This window comes from Streptomyces sp. NPDC091649, from assembly GCF_044756785.1.
Classification (GTDB): Bacteria; Actinomycetota; Actinomycetes; order Streptomycetales; family Streptomycetaceae; genus Streptomyces.
Window position 1 is genome coordinate 1 of record NZ_JBIVTR010000016.1, and the last position, 15,274, is coordinate 15,274.

Below are 15,274 nucleotides of genomic sequence, written 5' to 3' on the forward strand. Positions count from 1 at the left end.
ACGCAAGACGCTCGGCTGGAATACACCAGCCGAGCGTCTACGTGATCTACTCGCCGTCTGAGCCAGCAGTGTTGCAACGACCGCTAGAACTCGAGCGGCGTACCATGGGGCCCTCTCGTGTTCCCGATCTCGTACGCGTACCGGCACCGCCCCCGTGCACAGCCGAGCCGGAGGTACCCGCGGATGGACGACGCCTCTCCCGTACGCCCCGACCCCGGGCTGTTCGGGCCCCGGTCGGTCACCTGGCAGATGCACGGCGATCCGATGATGTGGGTCGCGGGCGTCCGCGCCCTCTACCTCCAGGCACTCCACCCGCGCGCCGTGCGCGGGGTCACCCAGAATTCGGACTTCCGCCGGGACGCCTGGGGCCGGCTCATGCGTACGGCGTCCTTCGTCGGCACCATCACCTACGGCACCACCGACGCCGCCGAACAAGCGGGCGCCCGGGTCCGCCGGATCCACCGCGCCATCAGGGCCACCGACCCGGACACGGGGGAGACGTACGGCGTCGACGAACCGGAGCTGCTGCTCTGGGTGCACTGCGCCGAGGTCGACTCCTACCTCCAGGTCCAGCGCCGCTCCGGCTTCCCGCTCACCGACGCCCAGGCCGACCGGTACATCGACGAACACCGCACCGGCGCCCGCCTCGTCGGCCTCGACCCCGGCCAGGTGCCCGCCGCCACCGCCGAACTCGCCGCCTACTTCGACCGCGTACGCCCGGAACTCGCCGCCGGAGCCGAGGCCGCCGACATCGACGCCTTCCTCCGCGACCCGCCCGTGCGCCCCTGGCTTCTCCCGGCGCGCGCCCTGCTGTGGCGGCGCGTGGCATCACTCGCCTACCAGTCACTGCCCGCATACGCCCACGCCCTGTACGGCAGGCCGGCCCCGCCCCCGGCCGCCGTCGACCGGCGGTTGCGCGCCACCGGCGCCGCCCTGCGCGCGGTCCCGGCCCGGCTGCGCTGGCAGCTGCCGCCCGGTCACATTCTCCGGGCGATGGCGCGCCTGGGGCCCGACAGCCGCCCCGCCGCGTACAAACTCCGCGGACCGGCCGCCATACTGGACGGGCCGGGGAGGGCGCAGCACTAGGGTCTTTCGTCCGGATCGTGCCGGAGCACACCAGTGCGGCACGCTCCGGGCGAAGGCGCGAGCGGGAACAACGGGGGCGGGAAGCGGGAGATGGCGGACACCAGGCTGATCCAGAGCCGGTACCGGCTGCTCGAACAGATCGGGCGCGGCGGCATGGGCGAGGTGTGGCGCGCCCGCGACGAGTCGCTGGGCCGTCAGGTCGCCGTCAAATGCCTCAAACCCGTGGGCCCCCAGCACGACCGGGCGTTCACCCGCGTCCTGCGCGAACGCTTCCGCCGCGAGGCCCGGGTGGCCGCCTCCCTCCAGCACCGCGGCGTCACCGTCGTGCACGACTTCGGCGAGCACGAGGGTGTGCTGTACCTCGTGATGGAGCTGCTCGACGGGCAGAACCTGAGCCAGCTCCTGGAGGAGAACCAGCAGCACCCCCTGCCGGTCGAGCATGTCGTCGACATCGCGGAACAGGTCGCCGACGCCCTCGGATACACACACCGGCAGGGCATCGTCCACCGCGACCTCAAGCCCGCCAACATCATGCGGCTGACCGACGGCACGGTGAAGATCTGCGACTTCGGCATAGCGCGCCTCGGCCACGACATCGGCATGACCTCCCGGCTCACCACCACCGGCCTCGCCATGGGCACCCCGCACTACATGTCGCCCGAGCAGATCAGCGGCAAGGAGGTCGACCATCGCAGCGACCTCTACTCACTGGGCTGCGTCCTGTACGAAATCGCCACCGGCGTACCGCCGTTCGACCGGGAGGACGCCTGGGCCGTGCTCGTCGGACACCGCGACACCCCGCCGGAACCGCTGCGCACCCACCGCGCGGACCTGCCCGGTTTCTTCGACCGTGTCGTCCTGGACCTCCTCGCCAAGGCCCCCGAGCAGCGGCCGGTGGACGCGGGCGACCTGCGCCGCCGCATCGTCCTCGGCCGGACCGGGGAGCAGCCCGCGCTCGGGCCCGGACCCATCACGCCCTCCGGGGACGGGCGGCCGCCGGCCCTGCACGCGACCGCCCTGCCCGCCTGGACCCGGTCCATGACCGCCGGCCACCGGGCGACCGGCGCCAGGGGCCCCGGCACCGAACGGCCGGACCCGGCCGAGGGCCTGACGGGGCAGTGGACCACCGCACGCCCCACCGCGACCGCCACCCCGCGCTCCGGCGGCACCGCACACTCCGACCTCGCCGCTCCGCGCTCCGGCAGGGCCGCACACTCCGACTCCGCCGCTCCGCGCTCCGACGAAGCCGCCGCACATTCCGGCTCACCGGTGCCGCACTCCGGCTCCTGCGTATCCGGGCCCGTTGGACCGCCCGCCGCCGATCTTCTCGCCACGCTCGACGGCCGCCACAGCGCGGGCATCGACCTCGGCCGCCTGGGCCGCTGGGAGGAGGCGGGGGAGGTGCACCGCGAGGTCGCAGCCCGGCGTGGCCGCGTCCTCGGCCCGGACCACCCCGACACGCTCGCCAGCCGCTACGAGATCGGCCTCACCCTCAGCCGTACGGGCCGGGCCGAGGAGGGGCTGCGCGAGTTCGCCCGGGTCGCCGAGGGCCGTGAACGCGCCCTGGGCGCCGACCACCCCCAGACGCTCGCCGCCCGTCAGGCGACCGCCCACGCCCTGGGCCGCCTCGGCCGGCACGCGGAGGCCCACCAGGTGTACGAGGCGGTCCTCGCCGTCCGCGAACGCGTCATGGGCCCCGACCACCCCGACACCCTGCGCTGCCGCCACAACCTGGCGTTCAACCTCGGCCGGCTGGGGCGGCCCGAGGAGTCCTGGCGGCTGGCCCGGGAAGTCGCCGACGCCCGCGCGCGGCTGCTCGGCCCGACGCACCCCGACACCCTCGCGACCCGCTACGAGGTGGCGTTCACCCTGGGAAGGCTCGGCCGCTGGGCGGAGGCGCTGGAGACCTTCCAGGACGTCGCCCGGGCCCGCGCGAGCACCCTCGGGGCCGATCACCCGGACACCTTCGCCGCCCGCTACGAGGCCGGCATCAGCCTCGGCCGGCTCGGCCGCGACGCGGAGGCCCTGGAGCTGTACCGGTCCCTGGTGGCCGACCGCACGCGGACCGCTGGTCCGGCCGACCCCGAGACCCTGCGCGCCCGCCACGGTCTGGGGGTCAACCTGGGACGAACGGGCCGCTGGGAGGAGGCGCTCGCGGAGGCGCGCGAGGTCTGCGCGCTCCGGGAACGCACCCTGGGACCCGATCACCCGGACACGGTGATCAGCCGTCGCGAGGTCGCCGCCGGGCTCGGCTGGCTCGGCCGGTGGAGCGAGGCCCTGGTGGCGTACCGGCAGGTCGCCGAGGCCCGCGCCCGGGTCCTGGGCCCCGACCACCCCCAGACGCGGGCGGCCCGCGACGACGAGGCGCACTGCCTGGAGCGGCTCGGGCGTTCGGCCGCGGCGGGACCGTACCGCACCCCGGGCGGCGTCTCGCCGGTCACGGCCGGAGCCGATCAGCCCGAGACCTTGTAGCCACGGCTTTCCCGGCTTCCACGGCTTCCGGCACCGGCGGGCGACCAGGGCGGCCGACCCGGGCCGCCGCCCGTCCTGCCGCCCGCTCCGCGCCGCCGCCCCCCGACGCGCGTCCGCCGCACGCCGCCGCGCCGCCACCCCCTGGCCGGACGGAAGCCGGCGTGTTACGAAGGTGCATGCCCGCACCCCGGACACCCGCACCCCGGACACCCGCACCCCGGACACCCGCACCCCGGACACCCGCACCCCGGCCCTCCGCAGGTGGGCCCGACGCCCGGGGGCGTCTGGGCCCCGGGGCCCCCGGCCGGGACCGCTACGACGCCGTGATCGTCGGCGGCGGCCACAACGGCCTGGTCGCCGCCGCCTACCTCGCGCGCGCCGGGCAGTCGGTCCTCGTCCTGGAACGTCTCGGCGTCACCGGGGGAGCGGCGGTCTCGACCCGCCCCTTCGCCGGCGTCGACGCCCGGCTCTCGCGCTACTCCTACCTGGTCTCCCTGCTGCCCGACAAGATCGTCCGTGACCTCGGCCTCGACTTCGCCGTACGCAAACGGAACGTCTCCTCCTACACGCCCGCCGTGCGCGACGGACGCCCCACCGGGCTGCTCGTCGCGGGCGACGGGACCCGGGAGTCCTTCGCCGCGCTGACCGGCGGCGAGCGCGAGTACGCGGCCTGGCAGCGGTTCTACGGCATGACGCGGCGGGTCGCGGCCCGGGTCTTCCCGACGCTCACCGAGCCGCTGCCGACCCGGGCCGCGCTGCGCGAGCGGGTCGACGACGCCGACGCCTGGCGGATGCTGTTCGAGGAGCCGCTCGGAATGGCCGTCGAGGAGAACTTCACCGACGACCTGGTGCGCGGGGTCGTTCTCACCGACGCCCTGATCGGCACCTTCGCCGACGCCCACGACGCTTCGCTCCTCCAGAACCGGTGCTTCCTCTACCACGTGATCGGCGGCGGCACCGGTGACTGGGACGTTCCGGTCGGGGGCATGGGGGCGCTCACCGACGCCCTGGCCGGGGCCGCCCGCGCGGCGGGCGCCGAGATCCGCGTACGCCACGAGGCCACCCGGATCGAGACCGACGGCGAGGCGGCCGAGGTGACCGTCCGCACCCCGGACGGGGAACACGTCGTCGCCGCCCGCCGGGTACTCGTCAACGCCTCCCCGCAGGCTCTGGCCGCGCTGCTCGGCGACACCCCGCCCCCGCCCGCCGAGGGCGCCCAGCTCAAGGTGAACATGCTGCTCACCCGGCTGCCGAAGCTCCGCGACCGGTCCGTCGACCCCCGGCACGCCTTCGCGGGGACGTTCCACATCTCCGAGGGGTACGGGCAGCTCGCCGCCGCCTACCGGGAGGCGGCGGCCGGACGGCTGCCCGCCGCCCCGCCCTCCGAGATCTGCTGCCACTCGCTGACCGATCCCTCGGTCCTCGGCCCCGACCTCGCCGCGCGCGGCTACCAGACCCTCACCCTCTTCGGCCTGCACGCCCCGGCCCGGCTGTTCGCCGCCGACAACGACGCCGCCCGCGCCGCGCTGGTCGCGGCGACCCTGGCGGAACTGGACGTACACCTGGAGGAGCCGGTCACCGACTGTCTGGCCCTCGACGAGAGGGGCGAGCCCTGCATCGAGGCCAAGACCCCGCTCGACCTCGAACGCGATCTGCGGCTGCCCGGCGGCCACATCTTCCACCGCGACCTCTCCTTCCCGTACGCGGTGGAGGGCACCGGCGTGATGGAGGGCGACGGAGGGGTGGTGGGCAACGGAGCGGTGGTGGGAGCCGGGCGCTGGGGCGTGGAGACGGCGCACGCCACGGTCCTGCTGTGCGGGGCGGGCGCGGTGCGCGGCGGCGGCGTCAGCGGGGTCCCCGGCCACAACGCGGCGATGGCCGCGCTGGGCCGGTGACCAGAACCGCCGCGACCGTCTGCCCCGCCGGGCCGCCGCGAGCCCGGTGCTCGGAGGCCCGGTACTCGGGAGGCCCGGCGGCCGTCCGGCGACGGTCGGGCGTGGTCAGTCCGCCGACCGCACCCAGCCCGTGGCCTCGATCCGGCCGGCGTCCCGGGGCCGTTCCGCGTCGAAGACCGTGCGGACCCCGTCGCGGACCCGCAGGCCGTCCAGGTACGCGCCGCGTCCCACGTACAGCCGGTCGGTGGTGTAGCGCCACCGCAGGCGGACGTCCCGGTCGCGCCAGGCCGCCAGGTCCGCCTCCAGCCGGTGCCAGACGCGCCCCGACCAGCCGGTCACCGAGCCCGCGGGGTGCGGCCGCGGATCCGGGCCGCGGCCGGGTCCGGGGCCGGTAGCGAGCGTGGTGAACGGCACCGGCCGCCAGTCCTGGCCGCCCGCCGACGCTTCCAGGAAGAGGCCGTCGGAGGCCGGTTCGGTGTCCCACCACAGCGCGCACTCCAGGCGCACCCGCGCGGAGTCCAGGCGCAGGACGGGCAGCGTCAGGGTGGCGGTGGACGCGCTCGCCATTCCGGAGAACCAGGCCGTGCGCCCCCGTTCGGGCCGGACCGGAACAGCCCGGGCCAGCTGGTTGGCGGCCGCCACCCGCGGGGCGCTGCCCGAGCGCCAACTCCGTACGGGATGGACCGAGTTGCCCAGCACGATGAGAAAGGTGTCGGTCGACGGGTCGAGCACCAGGCTGGTCCCGGTGAATCCGGTGTGCCCCGCGCTGCGCGGGGTCGCCATCGCCCCCATGTACCAGTGCTGGTAGAGCTCGAAGCCCAGGCCGTGCTCGTCACCCGGGAACGCGGTGTTGAAGTCGGTGAACAACAGGTCGACCGACTTTTCGGACAGGATGCGGGAGCGGCCGTAGACCCCGCCGTTGAGGAGTGTCCGGGCGAGGATCGCGAGGTCCCAGGCGCAGGAGAACACCCCGGCGTGGCCGGCCACCCCGTCCAGGCTGAACGCGTTCTCGTCGTGCACCTCGCCCCAGACCAGCCCGCGTTCGAGCCCCGACCAGGGCAGCCGGGCGTCCTCGGTCGCCGCGATCTTCGGCTTCCAGGAGGCGGGCGGGTTGTAGCGGGTGCGGTGCATTCCGAGCGGGGCGGTGATGTCGTCGCGGAGCAGGGCGTCCAGCGGGCGGCCGGTGATGTGCTCCAGGATCAGTTGCAGCGAGATCAGGTTGAGGTCGGAGTAGAGGTAGGCGCTGCCCGGGGTGCTCGCCGGGACCTCGTCCCACAGTTTCCGGAGCTTGCCCTCCCGGGTCGGCTCCTCGTACAGCGGGATCCAGGGCCGGAACCCCGATGTGTGGGTCAGCAACTGACGGACCGTTACGTCCTGCTTGCCGCCGCCCGCGAAGTCCGGGAGGTACGAGGCGACCGCCGCCTCCAGCTCCAGTTCGCCGCGCTCGATCCGCTGGACCGCCAGGAGCGACGTGAACAGCTTGGAGATCGACGCCAGGTCGAAGACGGTGTCCTCGGCCATCGCGATCTGCTGGGCCGCCGGGAACTCCACCCCGGTGTCGGTCTTCTCGTCGTACGCCGCGTAGCGCACCGCCTTGCCGATCGGCCGGTGCAGCGCCACCGTGCCGCCCCGCCCGGCGAGCAGCACGGCGCCCGCGTACCAGGGGTGCCGGGGGGAGTCGGCGAGATAGCTCTCGGCGTCCCGCACGAGCTGGTCCAACGGCCCCTGGAGCAGCCCGGCGCGCGCGGCGCTCCCGCGCCGCAGCGTGGGCCGGTGCTTCCCTGGCTCCATGCCCGCTCCCGTGTCCGCCGCTCCGCCCGTCACCCCGGCGCCTGTCCCGCCCCGGGCGGCGGCGCCCGCGAGCGGGACCGGCGTCAGCGCGAGGGCGCCGCCCAGCGCCAGTATCCCGCCGCCCAGCCGCCGCCGGGCGATGCCGCTCCCGGTCGCGCGGCTCCCGGACGCGGAGTCGAGGCTTTCGTCCCCGCCCCCGGACGGGGAGCGAAGGTTTTCGTCCCCGCCCCCGGAGGCGGAGGGGCTCTCGTTCCTGCCTCCGACTCCGCGCGCGCCCCGGCCGTCCGCCGTGCGTCCGCTCGCCTGCGTGTCCCCGGTCATCCGTGACTCCTTCCCGCGCCCGGCGTCCGGTCGAGGGGCCGCGCCCGCGTTCCGGCGCCCGCGCGAAAGTAACTTCCGAATTTTCGCCGAGCAGTGAAAGTTCCTGCCGCCAGAGATTACTGTCACCCCCGCGCTCCCGTGAGCGTCCCGGCCCACAAAGAATCTGACGCTGCATCAGAAAAACTCTTCCCTCGGTCGCCCCGCTGCGGCATCCTGCCGCCCATGGAGACGGAGCTGAGCCGGCGACTGGGTATCGAGCACGCCGTCTTCGGCTTCACGCCGTTCCCCGAAGTCGCCGCGGCCATCACCAGAGCCGGCGGCTTCGGCGTGCTCGGCGCGGTCCGCTACACCGCGCCCGAGGACCTCGCGCGCGACCTGGAGCGCCTGCACCGGCACACCGACGGCAAGCCCTGCGGCCTCGACGTCGTCATGCCGGCCAAAAAGGTCGAGGGCGTCACCGAGGCGGACGTGGAGGCGATGATCCCCGCCGAGCACCGCGGCTTCGTGCGGGAGCTTCTGGCCCGTCACGGCGTGCCCGAACTGGCCGAGGGCGAGACGTCCGGCTGGCGCATCACCGGCTGGATGGAGGAGGTGGCCAGGGGCCAGCTCGACGTGGCCTTCGACTATCCGATCAAGCTCCTCGCCAACGCCCTCGGCTCCCCGCCCGCCGACGTCATCGAACGGGCCCACGACCACGGCGTCCTCGTCGCCGCCCTCTCCGGGAGCGCGCGGCACGCCGGGGCGGGCATCGATGTCGTCGTCGCCCAGGGGGAGCTGCGTCGAGGAGTACTACGCGGCCAGCGAGGGCGGCGGAGCGTTCGCCACCGCCGAGGACTGGCTGAAGAGGCCCGGAACCGTCGGCAGGGCCTGGCCGGTCAGCGAACTGGCCGTCTTCGACGACGACGGCAACCGGCTCCCCGCGGGCGAACTGGGCACCGTCTGCATGAAGATGAGCACCGGCGGCTTCAGCTACCACAAGGACGAGACCAAGACCCGCCGCAACCGCGTCGGTGACTTCTTCACCGTCGGCGATCTCGGCGATCTCGGCGATCTCGGCGTGCTGGACGCGGACGGCTACCTGTTCCTCCGGGACCGCAAGATCGACATGATCATCGCCGGCGGGGTCAACATCTACCCAGCCGAGATCGAGTCCGCCCTGCTCACCCACCCCGCCGTCGCGGACGCCGCCGCCTTCGGCATCCCGCACGCCGACCGGTGGGAGGAGGTCAAGGCCGTCGTCGAACCGGCCGAGGGCCACGAACCGTCAAAGACGCCCGCCGCCGCGCTCCTCGCCCACTGCGAGGAGCGGCTGGCCGGGTACAAACGGCCGCGAAGCCTCGACTTCATCACCGCGATGCCCCGGGACCCCAACGGCAAGCTCTGCAAACGGCGGCTGCGCGAACCGTACTGGGAGGGCTTCGAGCGCCCGCTGTAGAAGTGCCCGCGTCCGGGAGAGCTGTGGGCCGCGCCCCTCCCGGACCCGGCCCACAACCTCCCGGACCTGACCTACCGCCGCTCGTGCACCCGCACCACCTGGAGATCCGGGGAGCGCGCGATGTCCTTCTCGCAGAACCGGGACGTCACCCAGCGCTCACCCGCGTACAGCCGGGTCTGGTCGCTGTAGTGCGGTGACCTCGGATTCTCCGACTGGGAGTACGTCAGCAGCGTCCGGGCCACCGGACACCGGCCGTCGTCCCAGCCGACCGCCTGGATGTAGCTGGAGCCCGACGACACCTCCGTATAGCCGCCTCCCGCCGGATTCCACCTCGGCTCGGTCTTGTTCCAGACGCCCAGCGACTCCGTCCCGCCTCCGATCGGGAGCCGCTTGCCGTTCCGCACGACGAACTGGTGCTCGCCCAGCGGCGCGTCCAGCGCGATGCCCGCCGCCCGCAACTCCGTCACGGCGTCCGCCAGGGCCCTGCCCAGGACGGGCGCGGCGGTGTTCAGGTCGCGCGGGGTGCGCACCGGGTCGGCCGGGTCGAACGGTGTCCTCCACAGCTCGGCGGCGGGCGCCGAGGACGCCCTCCGCCAGAACCGGTCGAAGAGGAGCGCGCCCCGGCTGTCGCTGTCCGTGCTCCGGTCCCAGCGCCGCAGCACCCGGCAGGCCGCCGACACGTCGACCGGCGTCCCGTCCGTGCCCACGGCGGTGCCGCCCGGCAGCGCCGCACACCACTCCGCCGCTTCGGAGGCGGCCAGCCCCCCGGCCGGCGCCCGGTTGGCGAACTGCTGCCGCTGAAGGTCGGCGACCCGGAGGCGGCCCTTCTCCGCCATCGCCGCGACGTCCTCGATCGCGCCCCTGGTCCGCATCGACCGGGGTGTCGCGATCGTGCCGAAGATCCGCTCGTACCCGGTCAGCGGCCGCTCGGCGTTGGTCAGCCAGGCGCTGTCGTTGGAGTTCTCCACGTACGGCTGGTTCCTCAGCACCGGCATCCGGCCCGGGCCGAAGATCCCCGGCTGCACCGCGTCCGGGTCGCTGCCCAGTGCGCAGTCCGCCCGCGAACCGTCCAGCACCGCGAGGCCGGAGGCGGGGTAGGTCGCCCGGCCCAGCGGCGTCGAGCAGCGCTCGGCCAGCTCGTCCGTGATCCTCGGCAGCACCTGTGACTGGGAGAAGAAGGAGCGCCCCGCCCGGTCCGCCGCGACGGTGTTCACCCACGGCAGGCCCTGCGACCGGTGCAGCGTACGTTCCACGTCCCCGGTGGAGCGCGCCTTGCCGAAGCCCAGACCCGTGTCCGCCATCCGCAGATTTCCCGCGTTCGGGTCGTTCAGCGCGTACGCCGTGCTCGCCGTCCACGGCAGGGGCAGCGCCGCGCCCATCGAGGTGACCACCGGGCCGTAGCGGGTCCACCACTGGGTGCGGGTCACGTCGGCCGCGCCCTTCACGGGGACGCTCACCGTCCGCTTCGTCATCCGCTCCCGCTTCCCGTCGACCAGATAGGCGGTCGGGTCGGCCGGATCGAGTGTCAGCTGATGCAGATTCAGCGTGACACCCGTGGCGACCGTATGGCTCCACGCCACATCGGCGTTGTGCCCGATCGAGATCGTCGTCGCGCCCAGCAGGGACGCGCCCGACACGTTCAGCTCGCCGGGGATCGTCTGCTGCGCCTGCCAGAAGCGGCGTCCGCCCTGCCACGGGTAGTGCGGGTTGCCGAGCAGCAGTCCGCGCCCGTTCACCGTGGTGGAGCCGTCGAAGGCCACCGCGTTGGAACCCATGTCCGCGTTCTGCGCCGACAGCAGCCGCTCCGCCGCCGTCGCCGCCTCCTCGGGCGTGACCCCGGCGGCCGGGGGAGCGGCGGTCGGCGGCCGGGCGGCGGTGATGCCGTCGATGCCGCGCCCCTGGCCGCCGAGGACCGCCAGCGCGTAGCCGCGCGCCGCCACGTCCAGCGCCGTCACCGGACGCACCCAGGATGCGCCTCGGCAGGCCGGATCGGTGATCCGGTTCTGCGCTATCCACGCGTTGTAACCGGCGGCGAACCCGCGCATCGTCTCCTTGACGTCCCGGCTCGGACCGGCGGGCGCGGGCGTCCTGAGCAGCCTCTCCACGGTGCCGCTCTCCCGGACACCCCGGAAGTACAGGTCGCTGGAGAGGTTCGTCGCCGCCGAGGAGAGGGAGTAGTCGGTGGCGGCGTCCGGGCCGAAGTGCTTCGACCGCTCGCCGCGCACGGTGAGGAAGCCGTCCGCCAGTGTGCACACCTGGTCGGCGGCCTGCGCCCAGCCGGTGCCGAAGCCGAGCCGCGCGTAGTCCTTCGCCACGATGTGCGGTATGCCGTACTCCGTGTACCGGATGACGGCGGAAAGGCCGCCGGCGGACGGGTGCCGCGTCTCCTGCGCAGCACCGGACCCGGCGGCGGGCGGCAGCGACGCCGACACGGTGAACAGGGCGAGACCGGCGACCCCGAGCAGTCTCAGACGGTTACGTAAGGTCAAGGTGTTCCTCCCAGCGGTGCGGGTGGCACGGCGGCCCGTCCGGACCGCCCGGACAGCCACGCGCCACTCAGCCAGGGAGGCCCGCGAGCTGTCAACCGTCTGGTCGGTATCCGGACCCTTGACCCCGCGGGGCCCGGCCGCACAGGATCACGCCATGACAGGTGTACGCAGCAGCACAGTCGACGGCGTCCTCACCCGCAGCGCCCGGCGCACCCCCGGACGGACCGCCGTACGGTACGCCGGCCGGGCCTGGACCTACCGCTCCCTGGACGCCGCCGTCTCCACGGCCGCCGCCGTCCTCACCGAGGAGCACGGCCTCGCCCCCGGCGACCGGGTGGCCGCCTACGCCCACAACTCCGACGCCTACCTCATCGGCTTCCTGGCCTGTGCGCGGGCCGGGTTCGTCCATGTGCCGGTCAACCAGAACCTCACCGGCGACGACCTCGTCTACCTCCTCGACCAGTCCGGATCCGCCCTCGTGCTGACCGACCCGGACCTCGCCGGCCGGCTCCCCGCCGGGCGCCCGGTGCGCGCGCTGCGCGACGCGCCCGGATCGCTGCTCGACGCCCTGGAAACGGAACGGCCGTTCACTCCGGCGCGTCCGCCCGCCTCCGACGACCTGGTGCAGCTGCTGTACACCTCCGGCACGACGGCCCTGCCCAAGGGCGCGATGATGACGCACGGGGCCCTGGTCCACGAGTACGTCAGCGCGATCACCGCGCTCGGCCTCGCCGCAGCCGACCGGCCCCTGCACTCCCTGCCGCTCTACCACTCGGCCCAGATGCATGTGTTCCTGCTGCCGTATCTGGCGGTCGGCGCGGAGAACACCATCCTGGACGCCCCCGACGCCGCCATGATCTTCGACCTCGTCGAAGCGGGCCTGGCCGACAGCCTGTTCGCCCCGCCCACCGTGTGGATCGGCCTCGCCAACCACCCGGAGTTCGCCGCCCGCGACCTCGGAGGTCTGCGCAAGGCGTTCTACGGGGCCTCGGTCATGCCGGTGCCCGTCCTGGAACGCCTGCGGAAACGCCTCCCGCACCTGGCCTTCTTCAACTGCTTCGGCCAGAGTGAGATCGGCCCCCTCGCCACCGTGCTGGGCCCCGACGAGCACGACGGCCGGATGGAGTCCTGCGGCCGTCCGGTCCTCTTCGTGGAGGCCCGGGTCGTCGACGAGAAGGGCGAGGACGTCCCCGACGGCACCCCCGGCGAGGTCGTCTACCGCTCGCCCCAACTGTGCTCCGGATACTGGGACAAGCCCGAGGAGACGGTCGCCGCCTTCCGCGACGGCTGGTTCCACTCCGGCGACCTCGCCGTCCGCGACGCCGAGGGTTTCCTCACCGTCGTCGACCGGGTCAAGGACGTCATCAACTCCGGCGGTGTCCTCGTCGCCTCCCGCCAGGTCGAGGACGCCCTCTACACCCACCCCGCCGTCGCCGAGGCCGCCGTCATCGGCCTCCCCGACGACCGCTGGATCGAGGCCGTCACCGCCGTCGTCGTCCTGCGCGGCGAGGCAGGCGAGAGTGAACTCATCGCCCACGCCCGCGAGCGGCTCCCCGCCTTCAAGGCGCCCAAGCGCGTCGTGTTCGCGGACGCACTCCCGCGCAACGCCAGCGGGAAGATCCTCAAGCGGCGATTGCGGGACGAGCTGGCCTGACACACCCGCTCGGCACAGCCCCTGCTCCCGGCCGCCGACGCGGCCCCGAACCCCGCCGCGCGGCACGGCCCGTGAGCGGGCCGTGCTCACTGCGGGCCGGACTCCCGCAGATCGACGACCCGCCGGATCTTGCCCACCGAGCGCTCCAGCGACTCCGGGTCCACGATCTCGACCCCCACCGACACCCCGACACCGTCCTTCACCGCCGCCGCGATGGCCAGGGCCGCGCTCTCCCGCTCGGCGGCCGTCGCGTCCGCCCGCGCCTCCGCCCGGACGGTGAGCGCGTCCAGCCGGCCCTGCCGGGTCAGCCGCAGCTGGAAGTGCGGGGCGACGGCGGGTGTACGCAGCACGATCTCCTCGATCTGGGTGGGGAAGAGATTGACCCCGCGCAGGATCACCATGTCGTCGCTGCGGCCCGTGACCTTCTCCATCCGGCGGAACGTCCGCGCCGTCCCCGGCAGCAGCCGCGTCAGGTCCCGGGTGCGGTAGCGGATCACCGGCATGGCCTCCTTGGTCAACGAGGTGAAGACCAACTCACCCTCCTCGCCGTCCGGCAGCACCTCCCCCGTGAACGGGTCCACGACCTCCGGATAGAAGTGGTCCTCCCAGATGTGCAGACCGTCCTTCGTCTCCACGCACTCCTGCGCGACCCCCGGGCCCATCACCTCGGAGAGCCCGTATATGTCGACCGCGTCGATGGCGAACCGGTCCTCGATCTCCCGGCGCATCGCCTCCGTCCACGGCTCCGCGCCGAAGATCCCGACCCTGAGGGACGTCGCCCGCGGATCGACGCCCTGCCGCTCGAACTCGTCCAGCAGCGTCAGCATGTAGGACGGCGTGATCATGATGATCTCGGGCCGGAAGTCCTGGATCAGCCGGACCTGGCGCGCGGTCATGCCCCCGGAAGCGGGGATCACCGTGCACCCGAGCCGCTCCGCCCCGTAGTGTGCCCCGAGCCCACCGGTGAACAGTCCGTACCCGTACGCCACATGGACCTTGTGGCCGGGCCGCCCGCCCGCCGCGCGGATCGAACGGGCCACCACGTCCGCCCAGGTGTCCAGGTCCCGTTCGCTGTACCCGACGACCGTCGGGCGTCCGGTCGTGCCGCTGGAGGCGTGGATCCTGCGGACCTCGTGCTCCGGTACGGCGAACATCCCGAAGGGGTAGTTGTCCCGCAGATCCGCCTTCACGGTGAACGGGAACCGGGCCAGATCGGCGAGCGTCCGGCAGTCGTCGGCCCGCAGCCCCGCACGGTCGAAGGCGTCACGGTAGAAGGGGACGTTGTCGTACGCGTGGCGCAGCGTGGCCCGGAGCCGCTCCAGTTGCAGAGCCTCCAGCTCGCCACGTCCGAGCCGTTCCGCCGCGTCCAGCATGGCCGTCATCAGCACCTTCCCTCTCCGAAACAGGCGACGAACGGAAGACGGACAGCCGCCGAGGGGCGACCGATCATTCGGTCGATCTTCCTGGGAGCAGTAATGCAGGCGGCCGGGGCCGTCGGCAAGAGGCGCGCACGGTTCTCCGCGGATCAGCCCGTGGCTGGACGACCCGGGCGTCTTCGCCCCTACGGTGGGAGCCTTCCCCGCGCCGGCGCTCCGCACCCGTACCGGGATGGTCGACGTACAGGAGGGCCTCGCGGTCGGGCACCGCGTCCACGACCGACTCGAACAGGTCGGCAAGGTTGTACTCCACCGTTCCTCCTGACCCCGGGTGACTGGCGACTCGGCCGTCATTAGAGCGCCGGGGGGCACAAGTGGGAAGGGGTGGCGGCGCAATAATCTGACGAGCTGTCAGAAAATTATTGAACTGCACCCCCTCCTCCTGCAACCTGTTCCAGGTCTGGAGACAGGAGTCGGTCATGGGCGGTACGGAACATCTCACCGTGCGGCGCGAGGGCGCCACGCTGGTGCTCACCTTGAACAGACCACAGGCCAGGAACGCGCTCTCGCTGCCGATGCTCGTCGGCCTGTACGACGGCTGGCTCGCGGCCGACGCGGACGACACGGTCCGCTCCGTCGTCCTCATCGGCGCGGGCGGAGCGTTCTGCGCCGGAATGGAACTCAAAGCTCGCGCGGGCGGCGGAATGGAGGGGGAGGAGTACCGGGAGCGGATGACGGCCGAGCCGGACCTCCAC

General features: G+C 73.5%; 7 protein-coding genes and 3 pseudogenes. 7 read left to right on the forward strand and 3 right to left on the reverse strand.

Going from position 1 to position 15,274, the window contains the following annotated elements; all coding sequences use genetic code 11:
• The first annotated feature begins 183 nt into the window (after positions 1 to 183).
• From ACIQMU_RS24060 to ACIQMU_RS24070, 3 genes are all read left to right on the forward strand, one after another.
• The gene (locus ACIQMU_RS24060) at positions 184 to 1,086 is read left to right on the forward strand and encodes an oxygenase MpaB family protein (RefSeq protein WP_402689648.1); all 903 of its coding nucleotides are present in this window, start codon (positions 184 to 186) and stop codon (positions 1,084 to 1,086) included.
• Positions 1,087 to 1,176: 90 nt separating this feature from the next.
• Positions 1,177 to 3,558, forward strand: coding sequence for a tetratricopeptide repeat protein (locus ACIQMU_RS24065; RefSeq protein WP_402689649.1), 2,382 nt, complete (start codon positions 1,177 to 1,179; stop codon positions 3,556 to 3,558).
• A gap of 176 nt (positions 3,559 to 3,734) precedes the next feature.
• Positions 3,735 to 5,453 (forward strand): phytoene desaturase family protein, encoded by a 1,719-nt coding sequence (locus ACIQMU_RS24070; RefSeq protein ID WP_402689650.1) that lies wholly within the window; start codon positions 3,735 to 3,737, stop codon positions 5,451 to 5,453.
• Positions 5,454 to 5,558: 105 nt separating this feature from the next.
• On the opposite strand, the gene ACIQMU_RS24075 is transcribed toward ACIQMU_RS24070, so the two are convergent.
• Entirely contained in the window at positions 5,559 to 7,565 is a 2,007-nt protein-coding gene (locus tag ACIQMU_RS24075) for a serine hydrolase (RefSeq protein WP_402689651.1), read from the reverse strand.
• Between the two features lie 222 nt (positions 7,566 to 7,787).
• On the opposite strand from ACIQMU_RS24075, the pseudogene ACIQMU_RS24080 reads away from it, so the two are divergent.
• Positions 7,788 to 8,336 (forward strand): annotated as a pseudogene (locus tag ACIQMU_RS24080) (nitronate monooxygenase); the annotation flags it as partial.
• Positions 8,335 to 9,000: pseudogene (locus ACIQMU_RS24085) on the forward strand (acyl-CoA synthetase); the annotation flags it as partial. The pseudogenes ACIQMU_RS24080 and ACIQMU_RS24085, both read left to right, overlap by 2 nt.
• A gap of 71 nt (positions 9,001 to 9,071) precedes the next feature.
• Here ACIQMU_RS24085 and ACIQMU_RS24090 read toward each other — a convergent pair.
• Positions 9,072 to 11,489: an acylase gene (locus ACIQMU_RS24090; protein WP_402689652.1), complete on the reverse strand. Its 2,418-nt coding sequence runs from the start codon at positions 11,487 to 11,489 to the stop codon at positions 9,072 to 9,074.
• Between the two features lie 154 nt (positions 11,490 to 11,643).
• Between ACIQMU_RS24090 and ACIQMU_RS24095 the strand changes: the two genes are divergently transcribed.
• Positions 11,644 to 13,143, forward strand: a complete 1,500-nt coding sequence (locus ACIQMU_RS24095; RefSeq protein WP_352242147.1) for an acyl-CoA synthetase — start codon at positions 11,644 to 11,646, stop codon at positions 13,141 to 13,143.
• 86 nt (positions 13,144 to 13,229) lie between these two features.
• Here ACIQMU_RS24095 and paaK read toward each other — a convergent pair whose 3' ends face one another.
• Positions 13,230 to 14,525, reverse strand: coding sequence for a phenylacetate--CoA ligase PaaK (gene paaK / locus ACIQMU_RS24100; protein ID WP_352242146.1), 1,296 nt, complete (start codon positions 14,523 to 14,525; stop codon positions 13,230 to 13,232).
• Between the two features lie 569 nt (positions 14,526 to 15,094).
• On the opposite strand from paaK, the pseudogene ACIQMU_RS24105 reads away from it, so the two are divergent.
• Positions 15,095 to 15,262 (forward strand): annotated as a pseudogene (locus ACIQMU_RS24105) (crotonase/enoyl-CoA hydratase family protein); the annotation flags it as partial.
• Positions 15,263 to 15,274 lie beyond the last annotated feature (12 nt).

Excerpts from the sequence above, each read along its gene's own strand:
- ACIQMU_RS24060 (WP_402689648.1), top strand. The coding sequence starts at position 184 with ATGGACGACGCCTCTCCCGTACGCCCCGACCCCGGGCTGTTCGGGCCC.
- ACIQMU_RS24065 (WP_402689649.1), top strand. The coding sequence starts at position 1,177 with ATGGCGGACACCAGGCTGATCCAGAGCCGGTACCGGCTGCTCGAACAG.
- ACIQMU_RS24070 (WP_402689650.1), top strand. The coding sequence starts at position 3,735 with ATGCCCGCACCCCGGACACCCGCACCCCGGACACCCGCACCCCGGACA.
- ACIQMU_RS24075 (WP_402689651.1), bottom strand. The coding sequence starts at position 7,565 with ATGACCGGGGACACGCAGGCGAGCGGACGCACGGCGGACGGCCGGGGC.
- ACIQMU_RS24095 (WP_352242147.1), top strand. The coding sequence starts at position 11,644 with ATGACAGGTGTACGCAGCAGCACAGTCGACGGCGTCCTCACCCGCAGC.
- paaK (WP_352242146.1), bottom strand. The coding sequence starts at position 14,525 with ATGACGGCCATGCTGGACGCGGCGGAACGGCTCGGACGTGGCGAGCTG.